Below are 16,323 nucleotides of genomic sequence, written 5' to 3'. Positions count from 1 at the left end.
CGGCCAATGAATTAGATAAATTATATAATAATTAATATGGCCAACAAAACGGACGTTTGGGACTATCAACCGGGGATTAATTCCGGTATTTCCACTTCTTTGAGTTGGTCGACCCAGGTGGCTTGTTTATCATAATGCATTAAAAACGGTTTAAACGTTTCGCTGTAATTACGATGACGGATGTATTGCATCATGAAGTATTTTGAACCGTCGAGCGGATTAGTGACAATGCCCATTATCTGAACCTTTCCTTTTGATGCCGACATAACGGGACCGGTCACTGTTTTGGCAAAACTGCCCGTTTCGCGCATCGCTTTCTGGTACATTTTATAAATATCTACCAGTGGAAGACTAAAATAGTTATAAGGACCTGTTTCTCGTTCGATAAACATATAGTAAGGAACCAGTCCCAGTTGGACTTGTTTTTTCCACATACGAGCCCAATCTTCGCTACGGTTGTTGATATGATTTAGCACGGGGGCCTGAGTCCGTATCTCGGCGCCGGTAGCACGGATGTTGCGAATGGCTTCCTGAACCACTTCTGTATCTAACTCATTAGGATGATTAAAATGAGCCATAATAGAAAGGTGTAACCCGCTGTCGGTAATGTGCTTAAGAATATCCAGGATTTGTGTGGCTTCTTCATTGTGTTTGGGAAGGAAAGTGAAGGGCCAGTAACTTAATGATTTAGTTCCAAATCTGATATTTTGAAGATTGGGTATTTGGGCATCAATGAGTGCATCAATGTAATTTTTTATGGTTGCAGGATCCATTACCATGGGATCGCCACCAGTGAAGAGGATTTCATTAATGCTTTCGTTCTGGCGGATGTATTTGATAACTTTCTGAATTTCCCGCATAGAGAATTTTAAATCAAGGTCTTTGATAAATTGTGGCCAACGGAAGCAAAAGGTACAGTGGGCATGACAGGTTTGACCCTGGCTCGGGAAAAACAACACAATATCCTTGTATTTGTGTTGCATCCCTTTGAGTTCCTCGCCGTCCATAGTGGGAACATTAGTCATCTGTTGTGCAGGATGCGGATTCATCTCCATCCTAATATCATGGATGATTTTATTTGCTTCTTTAATGCCCGACGGATTGTTTAGTACTTTTACTAATCGGCGATATTGGTCATTTGTAAGCATTTGTTTGTTGGGGAAGTTGAGAATAAAGATGGGGTCGTCCTCGAAATTCTCCCAGTCGATGAGATAGTCTACTACGTAATTATTCGTTTTGAAAGGGATCACTTTAGAAACAATGTCAATTTCCTTTTTAACCTTTTCGGGAAGATAACGCATGTACTCAATTTCTCGGAAATTTCTGGCATTGTAAGTAATAAACTTCATAGCTTAAATATGTTTAAGTTAGACCTCATATTATAGGGCCTTCCGGAAGGAGAATGGATTAGACAAGTATTTCTCCAAGCCAAGGAACCCTTTATAGATTTCTGGTTGGATTTTATCGGGTGAAATTACCTAAAGAATCAAATGTTGAATCTTAATGTATTGCAATCTTAGTCCGTTATTATCGATAAACAGACCAGAAATGTGTTTTTGAAGGGAAGTGCATTTATTTAACGGGAAAATGTTGGGATTGTTCAGTTAAGAACTTAATTGTATCGTCACCATATTTTATTCTGGCTATGTAGTATGTGAGCATGGGAATTGAATATAGATTTATTTGAGAGGACTAATAAAATAGAATTTTGGAGTGACATTTAAGGAATGAAAAATGCTGTTTGAGTAAAATATTGGCTACTACCATTTATATAAATTATGTATTCTCTTAATTTTGAATAGTAAAAAGAATAAAAGAGTTTTTATCAATGGATTCAGAATATACTCTAACAGTTATTGTTCCCGTATTTAATGAAAAGGAAAACTTACCTGGGCTTAAAAAAGAACTGGACAAATTTCTGATGAAGAGTAATGTGAATGCAAAAGTGTTGTTTGTGGATGATCATTCCGATGATGGAAGCCTTGATTTAATTAAACAGTTTACTGAAGAAAACAGGGAATTGTATGAATATCTTTCCTTACATCGGAACTCAGGGCTAAGTACGGCCCTGAAAGCTGGTTTTGACCATGTAGATACTCCTTTTGTTGCATATATTGATGCTGATTTACAAACTCATCCGATGGATTTTTTATTGTTTTTTCCATATATGAAGAAATATACCATGGTAAATGGGATCCGTCAAAATCGTTCAGATTCTTTGGTTAAGAGATTATCTTCCCAAATAGCCAATGCTTTTAGACGATGGATGATTAAAGATAACATTAAAGATACCTGTTGTCCGTTAAAAATAATAAATACGCAGGCGATTAAGGAAATACCTTTCTTTAAAGGTATGCATCGGTTTATTCCTGCTCTAATTCTGCTAAAAGGTGGGACTGTTAAGGAGGTTCCGGTACGTCATTTTCCCCGTTTGGCAGGTGAGGCCAAATATCATTTGTGGAACCGTCTTGTTGGGCCCTTGATGGACACTTTTGCCTTTGTCTGGATGCGAAAAAGAAATATTATTTACAAAATACAAGAGCGTTCATGATTAATCCTACGTTTGTTTTTGGGTTGGGGTTTATCGCACAAGGTCTTTTTTCTGCGCGGTTGCTGGTTCAGTGGTTGTTGTCGGAGAAAGCAAAGAAAGTGTTGTCTCCGGATATTTTTTGGCAATTAAGTATGGTAGCCTCTTTCCTGCTTCTTGTCTATGGTATTCTACGTAAAGATATAGTATTGATCGGTGGGCAATTTGTTTCCTATTATATTTATATTCGGAATCTGCATTTGAAACGAAATTGGAAAACTGTTTTTCCGTTATTTCGTTGGATCATTATCAGTGCTCCTGTATTTTCTCTTGCCTTGTTAGTCTTTAATAAAAGCGGTTATAGTTTGGAAGAAATTGTTGATAATCCCGAGATATCAGTACAGTTATTTACGGTCGGGACCATAGGTCAGATGATTTTTACTTTCAGATTTGTATATCAGATTATCTATTCTGAGAGAAAGAAGCAGTCATTGTTACCCCCTGTATTTTGGATAATAAGCATAACTGGTGCGCTTATCATTGCAGGTTATGCCATAGCAAGGAATGATCCCGTAATTATCCTCGGGCAATTATCCGGTATTCTGATTTATAGTAGAAATCTTTTTTTGCATTATTTTGTTGCTGCCAAACAGAAAAAGATCAAAAATATTTGAATAAAGAACAACCTTACAAGATATAAATGATGATCCGTTTTGTTGAAAAAAAGCCACTAGCAGGTATCTTTATTTTGGTGGCAATAATGTTTCTTCCGCATCTTCATCTGTTGCCGGTAACCATAATGGAAGCCAGAAATTTTATCACTGTACGTGAGATGATTAATGATGGGAACTGGGTTCTTACCACTATGAACGGATTGCCTCGTTATGAAAAACCTCCTCTTCCTACATGGTTGTCAGCTTTTTCATCTTTGATGTTCGGGGTAAATAGTCTGTGGGCATTGAGATTGCCTGCTGTGTTAATGGTAATGATTCTTTCTGTTACCGTGTATTTTTTTTCCAAAGCATTAAATCTTGATAAATCACTTTGTGTGCTTAATGCCTTAATTTCCGCTACTTCCTTTTATATAGCCGGGATAATAATAGAAGCACCGTGGGATATTTTTACTCATGGTTTTATGTTGATAGCCATATTGTATATTTACCACTTTTTGAATGAAGAGAAGAAATCCCTGAAAAACATGGTGCTTGCCGGAATATTTGGAGGTTTCTCTTTCTTGAGCAAGGGGCCAATATCGATGTATGCGTTGTTGCTTCCCTTTTTATTGGCCTTTGGGGTTAGTCATACTTTTGGAAAGCTCAGAAGAAAAGCAAACCAGTTAATGATTACGGTAGGATTGATGTTGCTGGTAGGGGGATGGTGGTATATCTATGTGCACTGGCAAGATCCTGAAACATTTTTTGAGATTGCACAAAGGGAGACCTCTAATTGGGGGAGTTATAATATTCGTCCGTTTTACTATTATTGGAGTTTTTTTGCACAGAGTGGATTGTGGACCATTCCTGCTTTTATTAGCCTCCTTTATCCATATATGAGGGATCGGGTGGCTAATTTGAGAGCTTATCGTTTTAGCTTGTTATGGACCTTAATTTCGGTGGTAATGCTCTCTCTGATTCCTGAAAAGAAAACACGATATCTGATGCCAGTACTTATCCCTCTTGCCATCAATACCGGTTTTTATGTTGAATATGTTGTTCGGAGATTTGGGGTCATGAAGCTGACAGAACGATTACCTGTATATATAAATTTTGGATTAATATCAGTTGCTGGAATAGCAATACCATTTTTGATGTTGATTTTTTTATCGCCATTAAGGGAAAATTTATTTTGGGGTTGGTTATCCTTTGTTGCTCTTCCTTTTATAGGGGTAAATATGCTATATCATTTGGTTCGAAAAAGAATAAAAATGGTGGTGATTGGTGCTATTGTTTTGTATGCCTTGGTTTTTCTTTTGATTCCTCCTTTGTTTAAAACTCAATTTTTTTATGGTCGCCAGAAAGTGAAGGCATTTAAAAAAATGGTGAATGAAGAAAAACTACAGGTTTTTGCATATAAATATATTGCACCAGAAGTCATATGGTGGTATGGAGAAAAGATTCCTTATGTTGAAAGTAGCGTGGATTTGTTGGTTGTCAGGGATAAAATACCAGTAGTTTTATCAAATGTTGATATTCATGAGGATTGTTTTTTGGGGTCCAAGCAATATGAAATTCAATACCGAGGAAAACTTGATATCAATTCTCTCGGTAGTTCGAGGAACCGTTTGGTCAGTAGGTTTTATATCTTTAAAAAGAAGGATTAATAGGAAGAAAAAGCATCGTATGAAAGGAGATCTTAGCTCTAGTTCTTTGGGGAAAGAAATGAAAGCTCTTGGAGGCTTCAATTTTATGTTTTAATACAGGACGGATTTAATTGAGATTATCTGATAAAATCGTGATGAATTTTTGATTCATTTTGGTTTGATAGATTGAGATTTTTTGTTGAGTTTAGTTGTTTTTTGTTTGAATTATGAAATTAATTAAATAACAAGTGTTAAAAAATAGTTTTTGTTTACCAAATAAAATCAACAAAGGCTCGAATTGGAATACTGTTAAGAAATATTAATTTTGTGGTTGCTGGAAATTGTTTCTTTGTGTTAAGTAATGATTTAAATTGAGTTATGATGGAAGGAAAGAATGTTATCCATGAACTGAGCAAAGGAAACAAAAGGGTTTTGGACGAAATATACCTTCGTTATCATAAAAAGATCTTTGGTTTTGCATTGTCATACCTTAAAAATGAGGAGGATGCTTACGATATTGTTCAGGAAGTGTTTATTAATTTATGGAATAGTCGCGCTACATTGAAAAAGGATTCAAAAATAGAATCCTTTATTTTTACTGCCACTAAAAATGCAGTTATTTCATTGTTTAGGAAAAGGGCTACTGAACGAAAATATCTGGAATATCTAGGTAGTGTTGTAATATCTAATAATGAAGGCACCAAGGAAGTAACTGATTTTAGTTTTCTTGAGGAGCAATACGAAGCATTAATTTCCAAACTTCCAGAAAAGCGAAAGGAGATATTTATTCTAAGTCGGAAGAAAGGTTTAAATAATAAAGATATTGCTCGACAACTGGGAATATCGGAAAAAACAGTGGAAAACCAACTCACCAAAGCACTTGCCTTTTTTAAGAACCACTTCTCTGCTGGAGGTTTCTTGGGACTATTGTTTTTTTATCTTTTTGTGCGTTAAAATCTCTCTCAAATATTTATTGTTCTAATTCGTTAGTGTAATTTGTTGGGAGGTAGGTATTTATCCTATAATTGAAGCGAAGGTAGTTTCTTTGTTATTTCTTTTGCTTGGAAAATTCAATTAATTATAGTTCGATATTTATTCCGATTTGAATTTGATGTTGCTTGAAGGACGTTTCTATTTAGAAATAGAGTACAATTAAGGGGGGTGGTTTTTATTGATAAAAAAATAATTGTAAAAAATATCATTTTTTATAAAAATAGGATAGGGGAATATCCATTTTTATGCGTTATATAAATGAATGTTTTTAAAATGAAAGAAAATTTACAAAAATATATTGCAGGGAAATGTACTGTTGATGAATTTAAAAGGACAGTTTTTGCTTTAATTGGGTTGGGGGGAGAAGGAAAACTTCATGATTTTATGCGTAAGCATTGGAAGAATTATGATGCCGATAACTCATTGGGAAATCCTATTCGATTTAATCAGGTTTTGGACCATATTCATCATGAAATTAATTTATTTGAAGTCAAACCGTCTTTTGTTAAGAAACTTAGCTATTCTTTCTCTAAAGCAGCGGCCATGCTAGTGTTGCCACTTTTGGGAGCATTATTAATTGTATTAAAAATTAGTGAGCAAGAGCCTGTTGTTATGACAAAAATGACTATTCCTTCCGGTATTCAAAGTTATATTGAATTGCCTGATGGAACACATGTTTGGCTTAATTCTGAAAGTGAAATTTATTTTCCATCTACTTTTAGGGGACAGAAAAAGCGAGAGATAAAGTTTGTTGGAGAAGGTTATTTTGAAATCGCACCTGATAAGAATAAACCGTTTATAGTTTCTTTTGGAAATGACTTGGACTTAAGAGTTACCGGGACATCTTTCAATCTTTCAGCATATCAAAATGATCCTGATGTATTAATTGCGTTAGTTGAGGGGGGGGTGAAAATTCGAAAAAGTTCAGGTGATGAATTGAGGATACTTGCAGAAATTAAACCTGGAGAAGTGGCTCGGTTTGATAAAAATTTGCAGCAAATAAGTGTGCTTCAGGAGAATGATATGGAGCCATATACTGCATGGAAAGATGGGAAATTTGTTTTTTTTAATGAAGCTTTTGAATCAGTTCTTAGGACAATGGCCAGAAAATATAACGTTAAATATGTGATTGAAGATCAAGATTTATTGGCGTATCGGATCACTGCTACATTTCTGGATGAAACACTGGAAGAATTTTTAAAGATTATTACCACGTCGTCTCCAATAGCTTATAATATTAAACGACCACAAAATGAAGGAGGTGAACATGTCTATGAAAAGAGAATCGTTACTCTTAGAAAAAAATAGAAAAACAGGAAAGTGTTGCAGCACTTTCCTGAATTAACACCTGTTTGCAGACAGGTATTTGTTTAACACTTAAACTGATCAAATTTATGAAAAAAATTTGTCAATGGCGAAGAAACTTTGCAGGGTTTCTTCCGCGAAAAGTATTACTAGCGATGAGGTTATCATTGGGAATGTTTTTAATTATCAGCTGTCAAGCGGTGGCTTCGGTTTCATATTCGCAAGACACGAAGGTTTCTGTTAGGATGAAGAGGGCTCAGGTTAAAGAGGTGCTTCGAGCGATAGAACAATCGTCCGGATTCTATTTTGTTTATAACAATGAGTTGGTCAACGTGGAACGGATCGTGAACGTGGATGCGGAAAACCAAAAAATCAAAGATGTTTTGGAAGATTTATTTCGAGAGGATGGAGTCGGCTTTACTGTAATGGGACGTCAGATTGTTCTTACGCCTTCTGAAATGATGGTTGACCGTAGTGGGCAACCCCAGAAAAAAACTGTTTTAGGTACCGTTTCCGATTCTAAGGGAGAGCCTATTCCTGGTGCTACGATTACCATTAAAGGGACTACGAATGGAACCATAACCGATATGAACGGGAATTTTTCTCTTTCCTTGCCTGAGACTGCTGAGGTCTTGGTTTTCTCATTTATTGGTATGCAAACCCAAGAAGTTGAGATCGGCGATAATTTGAGATTGGATATTGTGATGCAAGAAGATGTGGTTGGGCTGGAAGAAGTCGTTGTGGTAGGTTATGGAACGATGAAAAAGTCTGATCTAACAGGCGCAGTCATTAGTGCCAATATCGATGATCTTAAAGAGTCGCCCAATACCAATGCGGTTCAATTACTTCAGGGTACTGTTCCGGGATTGAATGTGGGACAAGTTACCAGTGCTGGATCTACACCCTCCTTTTCTGTCAGAGGTACCAATACTTTGTCAGGGAATAGCAATGTGCTTATCGTTTTGGATGGAATTATCTATAATAGTTCCCTTTCATCTATAAATCCAAATGACATAGAGAGTATTGATGTTCTTAAAGATGCCAGTGCAACAGCTGTTTATGGAGCTCAGGCGGCCAACGGAGTAATTCATATTACCACAAAAAAAGGGAGCGAAGGAAAAACTTCTATATCTTTTTCTTCTTCCTATTCCATGCAAGAACCAACCAAGAATTTACGTCCTATGAATCGGGAGGAATATCTTTCTTTTGTGAAAGAATTCTATTATGATAAAGCATATCAGGGGCCGGATTATACAACCCCTAATCCTGAATTTGATTTGGCCGCGAGTTTGCCGGATGCTGTGATGAGAGATTCTGAACAAAGTGACGGAATAAGTCCCTATGATTATAATTGGTGGGATGAAGGAACCCGAACGGGCTCTATCTGGGAAAATAAATTAAGTGTTTCGGGAGGTAATAAAGTTGCTTCATACCTTCTGTCCTTTGGACATACCGATCAAAAAAATTATATATTAAATGATGACTTTAAAAGGAATAGCATAAGGGTAAATTTGGATGCTACTCCGGTAAATTGGTGGAAAATTGGGATTCAATCTTTTGGTTCTTTCGTGAATCAGGATGGCGCAGAGCCCAATTTTTGGAGCTTGAGGACGCAATCACCCCTTATTACGCCATACGATGAAAATGGGGAATTGGAGCCATACCCCTTTAATACTCTTGATACTAATCCTTTTATGGGGTCTGAAGTGGATGATCAGGAAAGGCACAATTATTTCTTTGCCAATATTTATTCCGAAATAAGTTTGCCCCTAAAAGGTTTAACGTATAGAATTAATTTTGGGAATAATTACCGAATTGATGAACATTTTTATGCCAGTAAATATGGGGCAGGTTTAACGGGGAGTGCCTATAAACATCATACTTCTTATTATGATTACACGCTGGATAATATTCTTAGCTATAATGGTAATTTTGGTGATCATAGTTTGAATGCCACTTTTGTGTACGGGGCTATCGAGCGAAAATATAATTATACGAATTCTAATTCTGATGATTTTTCCCGAATGACTTTGGGCTATAACAGTCTTGAACTAGGAACCAATCAATACGCGAATTCGGATGCTTGGGAAGAGGCCCTACTCTATCAAATGTTTCGTGCAAACTATAAATACAAAGAAAAATATTTGTTTACAGCCACATTAAGAAGGGATGGATTTTCGGGATTTGCTGAAAATAATAAAACGGCCTTGTTTCCTTCAGTAGCATTAGGTTGGGTTGTTACTAATGAAAATTTTATGGATGTACCCTGGTTAAACTATCTTAAATTAAGGGGAGGATATGGCGTAAGTGGGAATTTAACCAGTCGATATAAATCCCTTGCGCAAGTGGTAACGCAGGCAGGTTATGTTTTTGGAGATGGTGGTTCCACTGAAATCAGCCAGAAATTAGCATCCATGCAAAATGATGATCTTAAGTGGGAAAAAACCAAGGGGGTGAATGCCGGTTTTGATTATGGATTATTTGGTAATCGAATAAATGGTTCGTTTGAAATTTATCAAACTACTACACATGATTTGCTTTATGATGTTGCACTTCCCACTATCACCGGTTTTTCTTCCATTAGTTCCAATGTTGGTGAAATTAGAAACCAAGGGATTGAGTTTATGGTGACATCCAGAAATATTGAAAGAAAAAACTTTAAATGGACTACAACCTTTAATATTTCTTCTAATTCCAATAAAATAATAACTCTTTTGGGGGCAGACAATGACGGTGATGGAATAGAGGATGATTTGATATCCAGCAATTTGTTTATTGGAGAACCTATTTCAGCGGTTTATGGATATATCATTGATGGAATTTATCAGGTGGATGACGACATTCCTGCCGGTTTTAATCCTGGGAATTATAAAATTAGGGATGTAACGGAAGATGGGGAAATTACTACCGATGACCGGGTGATCCTAGGGAAAAGAGACCCTGCTTATAGGTTTGGGGTAATGAATAAATTCAAATTTCATAATGTTTCCTTTAGCTTCTTTGTTAATTCGGTGCAAGGTGGAAAGGACGGATATCTGGGTTCCAATTCCATGGCTCTTTACCGAAACGATAACAATTTGAGATGGAACCTAATAAGTGAACAAGCTGCAGATTTATGGTCTCCTAATAACAGGGATGCCACCTATTCAAGGTCCATTACCGCAGGAAAAATTGTTCCTACTAGCTATCAACAGAGAAGTTTTATTCGCCTCCAGGATGTCACATTGGCTTATGCTTTACCGAGTTCATTTCTTGCTCCCTATGGAATTAAAGATCTGAACATTTATTTAAACGGGAAGAACTTAATAACCCTTACTGATTGGAAAGGATGGGATCCTGAGGCTGATAGCAATTATGGTGGAAGACCCGTTATGAAAAGTGTTACTTTAGGATTAAACGTCACATTTTAATTGGAGGAAGAAATATGAAAAATAAAGTGTTGTTATTGACAATAATATATATGGGCTTATTTTTTGCCTGTAATGAAGAGAAATTTTTGCAAGAAAGCCCCTTGGACTTTTTGAGCGGAGAGAATGCATATAAAACTGAAGAAGATTTTGACGCTGCGATTGTGGATTTTTATCGTTTGACTCGATTAGAGTTTTTTGGTAGAGATGAAAACCGACCAATGGATTATTTGTACGGAACCGATATCGTTTTTGATGGCGAGCCCGGGGTTCAACGCCATACTAATATGACGGCAGCGTATGATCCAACCGGTTCCATCGCTAGATCTCATTGGGATTTTTTCTATACGTTAATAGCTCAATGTAACACTACAATTAATAGACTTTCAGATTCAAGTTTGGATGCTGATCAGCAGAAAGAAGTTGAAGCGATTGCCAGATTTTTTAGAGGGTTGTCTTATCGTACTCTGGCATATTTATATGGGGGTGTGCCTATTGTGATTGATGAGGTTAAATCACCCAAAACAGATTATGTTAGAGAAACCAAGGAAAATACCTTAAAACAAGCTATTGATGATGTGCTTTTTGCTGCAGAAAACCTTCCCGACATAACAGAGGTTAGAGATGGCGAGGTTTCGTCCCCTGCAGCCTACCATTTGTTAAGTGAATTGTATATATCTGCCGGACTTTATACCGAAGCTATTGATGCGGCTTCTGAAGTAATTGATAACCCAGCACTGGAGTTAATGCAAACCAGATTTGGCTCCAGAGCCACCGAAACACCGGGAGATGTTTATTGGGATTTGTTTAGGATGAATAATCAAAACCGTTCGGCTGGAAATACAGAAGCTATTTGGGTTATTCAATATGAAACCGATTTACCAGGAGGAGCTTCCAGCTCTGCTTCCCTAAAAAATGGAGGGAACTTTTTGATGGAAAGACATCATGGGCCTTTTGTGCGGGATTTAAAGATTGACGGAGAAAATCCTTTTAGTTGGCCAATTGGTGATTATACTGGCGGAAGAGGTATCGGTTGGGCCATTTCAACCCAATATTTTTCTAATACAATTTGGGAGAGCGATTTTGATAATGATATAAGAAACGCTAATCACAATTTTGTAAGAGAGTTCGTTGCCACGAACCCCAATTCTTCCTATTACGGACAGGTTATTTCGACTGAAGATCCGGCACTTGCAGACAAAGTGCCTTCCAGACAGTTTTATGCTTATCAGACGAAATGTACTACTCCCTTTAATCATCCGGATAATTTGTACTCCAATAAGGAGACTCTAGCTTTGAAAAGTAGTGCGGGGGCAACTTATACAGATCAGTATATGTTTAGATTAGCTGAGACATATCTTTTAAGGGCAGAAGCTTATTTTATGGATGGTAACCCTGATAAGGCTGCTGCAGATATTAACGTTGTTAGAGCCAGAGCTAATGCGAATCCGGTTGCTGCAGAGGAAGTTAGTTTAGGTTATATTTTGGATGAACGAATGAGGGAATTTGGTGTTGAAGAAAAGCGGCGAATAACTCTCATGCGTACTGGAACGCTTTACGAGCGGGTAAAGAAGTGTAACCCCTATTATACCAATCCGGAAACAAATGGTGACGGGGTAGGAATGTTGGAAAAATATAACCTTTGGCCAATTCCACAGTCTGCTATTGAAGCTAATACCGATGCAGTGCTGCAGCAAAATCCAGGTTATAATTAATTTACTTAAAAAATCACCCTGGACAGCTTCCAATTTTTGCTGTTCAGGGTGTACTCATTTCGTTTCGTAATAGGAGATTTTTTATATTAAAGATTGGGTGTTTTTGATCTTTCGATTGGAAGTTCGGATGCTGATGTGATTAGAGTGCCAGATGGGAGTTGGCGGATGTATTTTAAGGATTCTTCGCATGGAGCATCTACCTTTTGTTATCTGTAGAACCAAGATTTATATAAATGGTCAGAGCGTAGACGAGTGATGTCTACCAAAGGGGAAGGTTCCCATATCTTTAAATGGAAAGGATTTTATTGGATGATTCTTTGCGACGGCCTGGGGTTTAAAACTTTTAGGCAATTGGATTGCGCGACTTGGGTACAGCAACCCGGGGGCCGCTTTTAGCAGATGGAACTGGAATCGGAACTGATGATAGAACTGCAGGATTGTATGGTGATGTGGGTATCTCAAAAAATGGAAGAGCCTGCCTCTATTACTGTATCCATCCCGATAGGTTCGGAGAAGGAAAGAATAACAATGGTATCCAGCAACGTTCATCTATTCAAGTGGTAGAACTTAAAATCAACAAGGAGTGGCTTGTTGCGGATCGTAATGCTCGTACATTAGTAAATATGTCAAAATGAAAAAAGCATGTTACAGTGGCTTATCACATTAAGATAGTGTCTAGACTTAAGCCATGCGAGTTCCATTCAAAAAGTGACTTAAATAAATTATACACGAATGCAATTGAAAGGCCTATAAATTTAATATTTTGTATTGATAGACAATTAGGTGTATTGTTTTTTTCTTTGATGGCATAAAAATATTAGGTCAAGTTGTTTAGTTGAATTACTAACAATTTTTAGTGTAAGTAAACAAAATTAGTAGCTGATGAAACGTTTGATGATATTATTCATGATCTTGCCACAGTTGTGTTTTGCTCAATTGCAAGTTTTCAACCATAATGCCAAGGGAGATGAGTATTTCCCGGTTGTAAGTAAAAAATCGGCGGCAACTATTTTTTATGATGTGGATGATCATAAAGTTGTTGAAACATCCGCACAATTATTGTCTTTAGATATTAGCCGGGTCACAAAAAAAAAGGCTATTGTGGTCTCTTCACAAGAAGACCTAAAAGGAAATGTGATTATAGTTGGAAGTATTGGCAATAACCGTGTCATAGACCAATTAATAAAAGATCGGAAATTAAATGTGGACAGTATTGTGGGTGGATGGGAAAGATATGTTATTCAGGTGATTGAGAAACCTATGAGGGGGGTTAAAAAAGCGTTAGTAATAGCCGGGAGTGATAAAAGAGGAGCAGCTTATGGGATTTTTTCTTTATCGGAAGCTATTGGAGTCTCTCCATGGTATTATTGGGCTGACGTTCCCATCAGAAAGAGCCAGGAGCTTTATGTCGGAACGCAGCCATATATTTCGAAAACTCCATCGGTGAAATTTCGAGGTATATTCTTGAATGATGAGGATTGGGGACTTCATCCATGGGCAGCTAAAAATATAGACAAAGAACTGGCTGATATTGGCCCCAAAACTTATGAAAAGGTTTTTGAGTTGTTATTGCGTTTAAAAGGGAATATACTGGCACCTGCCATGCATGAATGTACCAAAGCCTTTTTTACGGTTCCGGGCAATATGGAAATGGCCAATAATTATGGCATTATGATAACAACCAGCCATTGTGAACCGCTTTTATATAATAATGCGAGTGAATGGGATAAAGAAAAACAAGGCGAGTGGAACTATGTTTCCAATAAGGATGAGATTATTAAAGTGCTTGAAGAGAGGGTTTCGCAAGCCCATAAAAATGAAAATATCTATACCATTGCTTTGCGTGGCATGCATGATGAGGGGATGAAAGGAGGTTCGGATGAGGAGAAACTGCAAACCCTTGATGAAGCCATAAAAGATCAGAGGGCGTTATTGGAAAAATACATAGAAAAACCACTTCAGGAAATTCCACAGATTTTTGTTCCTTATAAAGAGGTTTTGGGGCTTTATGAGAAAGGATTAGAAGTTCCTGAAGACATTACTATAGTATGGCCGGATGATAATTATGGCTATATTAAAAAGTTGAGTAATAGAGAGGAACAACAACGAGATGGGGGATCCGGTGTTTACTACCACATATCCTATCTGGGTTGGCCGAATGATTACCTTTGGCTAAATACAACCTCTCCAGCCTTAATGTTTGCTGAAATGCAAAAGGCATATTCATTGGGAGCTGACGAATACTGGTTGTTGAATGTCGGAGATATAAAACCCGGTGAATTGGGGACGCAACTTTTTCTTGATATGGCCTGGGATTTTGATCGGTTTAGTTTTGAAAATATTAATGATTATCAAGCCGAATTTTTATCATCTATTTTCGGCGATAAATATAGAGAAGAACTTAAATTTATTCTTGATAGATATTATTTTCACGGATTTACCCGTAAGCCAGAATATATGACATGGGACTGGCGATGGAACAGTCTTTTTGCCAAAGAAAGAATAAGAGATACGGATTTTTCCTTCATCCACTACAAAGAAGCAGAAAGCAGACTCAACGATTATTTGACCATCTCCAATATGGCCGATCGGATTCTGTCAGAACTGCCGGAAGAAAAAAAAGCTGCCTTTTTTGAATTGGTATATTACCCTGTTAAGGGGGCTTCTCTGTACAATCATGAAATGTTGATTGCGCAAAAGAATCGTTGGTATGCAAAACAGAAAAGGGCAATAACAAACGAATTGGCTGAAAAAGTGAAACTTTTTCATGACAGTCTTGCCGTTTTAACAGATAAGTATAACAATTTGTTGGATGGAAAATGGTCCGGAATGATGACCGCCCCGGGCTTTCTCCCAGAATTTCAACTTCCTCCTGTAAAAACATTGGAGATCCCTGAAATTTCTGAAATGGGCGTTTGGGTAGAAGGGGATGATTTAGATGCAAGTGTAAATCAATATTTGAAGTTACCAGAATTTTACAGCCATTTTGAGGAGGTTAGTTTTTTTGAAGTGTTCAGCAAAGGAAGTATTCCTGTTAAATGGAAAGCTGTGCCATCACAAAAATGGATAAAAGTGAACCCATCGCAAGGAGAAACCGCTTCACAACAAAGAGTTAATGTCTCCATTGATTGGGATATAGTACCCAAAGGAATGGTAAATGGAACCATAAAAATAACAGATGGTAAAAGTTCAAGAGAAATAGAGGTCAAGGCTGTAAAGCAAAAGTATCCAGATAATTTGTTCGTCGGGAAAAATGGAGCACTGAGCATTAAGCCGTCTGCGTTTCACCGGAAAACAGAAAATGAAGACATATTATTTCAAATAATTGATGGACTTGGTTATGCAAATTCATCCCTTCAATTAGGCCATGCAAAATATGATTCCGGAAATGATTCTTTTGTGGAGTATGATTTTTTTGCAGAGAATGACGGGGAAATAACGATTTATACTTATATGTTACCGCTTTTCCCTAAAGACAGTGCTCATGATACGCGTTATGGTGTCCAGGTTGATGACATGGAACCTGTGGTTCATTCTAATTCCGTAAAAGAGTATTCCAAAGAGTGGGCACAGAATGTTTTGCGAAACAGCGCGATTAATGAAACAAAATTTGTAATTGATAATCCGGGGAAACATACTCTTAAAATTATTTCTATCGATCCTGGAATGATTATTCAGAAAATTGTAATTGATTTTGGTGGGCTGAAAAAAACTTACCTTGGACCACCCGTTCAAAATCTAAGCGAGAAAGAAAGTTTGAAATAATGCTTTCTCAAGTAGAATTTTAACAATTGAATAAATGTTGGGCTGTTCCTAAGAGAGGGCAGCCCTTGCTCTTTTTTGCATGATAAATATATATGATGTTGGATGATGTATGCACCGCAAATTTTTTTAGCATTTCGTAAGGTTCGTCACTTTTTTGTTGAAAAAAAAAAGAGGCTGTCCAAAAAGGCAGCCTCTTTTGAAGATTATTTTTGAGAATGGGAAACTAAATTTAGATAATAATGAAATATCAGAGCATCTATGACTTTTATTTTTATTTAGTCATTTTCAAATACCATTTTGAGTCTTAACTGG

The 16,323-nt window shown here is 37.0% G+C and carries 10 protein-coding genes; 9 read left to right on the top strand and 1 reads right to left on the bottom strand.

The genetic code is table 11. The features are described 5' to 3' along the window. Positions 1–65 precede the first annotated feature (65 nt). A complete protein-coding gene (locus ACT29H_RS01985; protein WP_444819915.1) occupies positions 66–1,349 on the bottom strand; it encodes a KamA family radical SAM protein in 1,284 nt (427 codons plus the stop codon). A 479-nt stretch (positions 1,350–1,828) separates the two neighbouring features. Here ACT29H_RS01985 and ACT29H_RS01980 point away from each other — a divergent pair, with 479 nt between their 5' ends. The 9 genes from ACT29H_RS01980 to ACT29H_RS01940 all read left to right on the top strand — a co-directional run bounded on the left by ACT29H_RS01980 (position 1,829) and on the right by ACT29H_RS01940 (position 16,011). Further along, positions 1,829–2,551 carry a glycosyltransferase family 2 protein gene (locus ACT29H_RS01980; protein ID WP_444819914.1) on the top strand — a complete coding sequence of 241 codons (723 nt, stop codon included), beginning with the start codon at positions 1,829–1,831 and terminating at the stop codon, positions 2,549–2,551. Continuing rightward, entirely contained in the window at positions 2,548–3,201 is a 654-nt protein-coding gene (locus ACT29H_RS01975) for a lipid-A-disaccharide synthase N-terminal domain-containing protein (RefSeq protein WP_444819913.1), read from the top strand. Before ACT29H_RS01980 ends, ACT29H_RS01975 begins: the two co-directional genes overlap by 4 nt. Before the next feature lie 26 nt (positions 3,202–3,227). After that, positions 3,228–4,847, top strand: coding sequence for an ArnT family glycosyltransferase (locus ACT29H_RS01970; protein ID WP_444819912.1), 1,620 nt, complete (start codon positions 3,228–3,230; stop codon positions 4,845–4,847). A 357-nt stretch (positions 4,848–5,204) separates the two neighbouring features. Then, on the top strand, positions 5,205–5,780 hold the full coding sequence (locus ACT29H_RS01965; RefSeq protein ID WP_444819911.1) for an RNA polymerase sigma factor: 576 nt from the start codon (positions 5,205–5,207) through the stop codon (positions 5,778–5,780). Between the two features lie 312 nt (positions 5,781–6,092). Then, entirely contained in the window at positions 6,093–7,127 is a 1,035-nt protein-coding gene (locus ACT29H_RS01960; protein WP_444819910.1) for a FecR family protein, read from the top strand. Between the two features lie 86 nt (positions 7,128–7,213). Beyond that, the gene (locus ACT29H_RS01955) at positions 7,214–10,534 is read left to right on the top strand and encodes a TonB-dependent receptor (protein WP_444819909.1); all 3,321 of its coding nucleotides are present in this window, start codon (positions 7,214–7,216) and stop codon (positions 10,532–10,534) included. 14 nt (positions 10,535–10,548) lie between these two features. Beyond that, positions 10,549–12,246 (top strand): RagB/SusD family nutrient uptake outer membrane protein, encoded by a 1,698-nt coding sequence (locus ACT29H_RS01950; RefSeq protein WP_444819908.1) that lies wholly within the window; start codon positions 10,549–10,551, stop codon positions 12,244–12,246. Positions 12,247–12,645: 399 nt separating this feature from the next. After that, on the top strand, positions 12,646–12,810 hold the full coding sequence (locus ACT29H_RS01945) for a hypothetical protein (protein WP_444819907.1): 165 nt from the start codon (positions 12,646–12,648) through the stop codon (positions 12,808–12,810). Between the two features lie 318 nt (positions 12,811–13,128). Further along, the gene (locus tag ACT29H_RS01940) at positions 13,129–16,011 is read left to right on the top strand and encodes a glycosyl hydrolase 115 family protein (protein WP_444819906.1); all 2,883 of its coding nucleotides are present in this window, start codon (positions 13,129–13,131) and stop codon (positions 16,009–16,011) included. Positions 16,012–16,323: the final 312 nt, after the last annotated feature.

Origin of the sequence: Thermophagus sp. OGC60D27 (assembly GCF_052400625.1) — a bacterium.
In the GTDB taxonomy this organism is placed as follows: Bacteria; Bacteroidota; Bacteroidia; order Bacteroidales; family Marinilabiliaceae; genus Thermophagus.
Note: the sequence above shows the minus strand (reverse complement) of the source record. Positions and strands in the feature narration are given on the sequence as shown.

Bases quoted from the DNA above. Each gene is read 5' to 3' on its own strand.
- ACT29H_RS01950 (WP_444819908.1), top strand. From the start codon at position 10,549: ATGAAAAATAAAGTGTTGTTATTGACAATAATATATATGGGCTTATTT.
- ACT29H_RS01945 (WP_444819907.1), top strand. From the start codon at position 12,646: ATGGAACTGGAATCGGAACTGATGATAGAACTGCAGGATTGTATGGTG.
- ACT29H_RS01980 (WP_444819914.1), top strand. From the start codon at position 1,829: ATGGATTCAGAATATACTCTAACAGTTATTGTTCCCGTATTTAATGAA.
- ACT29H_RS01940 (WP_444819906.1), top strand. From the start codon at position 13,129: ATGAAACGTTTGATGATATTATTCATGATCTTGCCACAGTTGTGTTTT.
- ACT29H_RS01970 (WP_444819912.1), top strand. From the start codon at position 3,228: ATGATGATCCGTTTTGTTGAAAAAAAGCCACTAGCAGGTATCTTTATT.
- ACT29H_RS01985 (WP_444819915.1), bottom strand. From the start codon at position 1,349: ATGAAGTTTATTACTTACAATGCCAGAAATTTCCGAGAAATTGAGTAC.
- ACT29H_RS01975 (WP_444819913.1), top strand. From the start codon at position 2,548: ATGATTAATCCTACGTTTGTTTTTGGGTTGGGGTTTATCGCACAAGGT.
- ACT29H_RS01955 (WP_444819909.1), top strand. From the start codon at position 7,214: ATGAAAAAAATTTGTCAATGGCGAAGAAACTTTGCAGGGTTTCTTCCG.
- ACT29H_RS01960 (WP_444819910.1), top strand. From the start codon at position 6,093: ATGAAAGAAAATTTACAAAAATATATTGCAGGGAAATGTACTGTTGAT.
- ACT29H_RS01965 (WP_444819911.1), top strand. From the start codon at position 5,205: ATGATGGAAGGAAAGAATGTTATCCATGAACTGAGCAAAGGAAACAAA.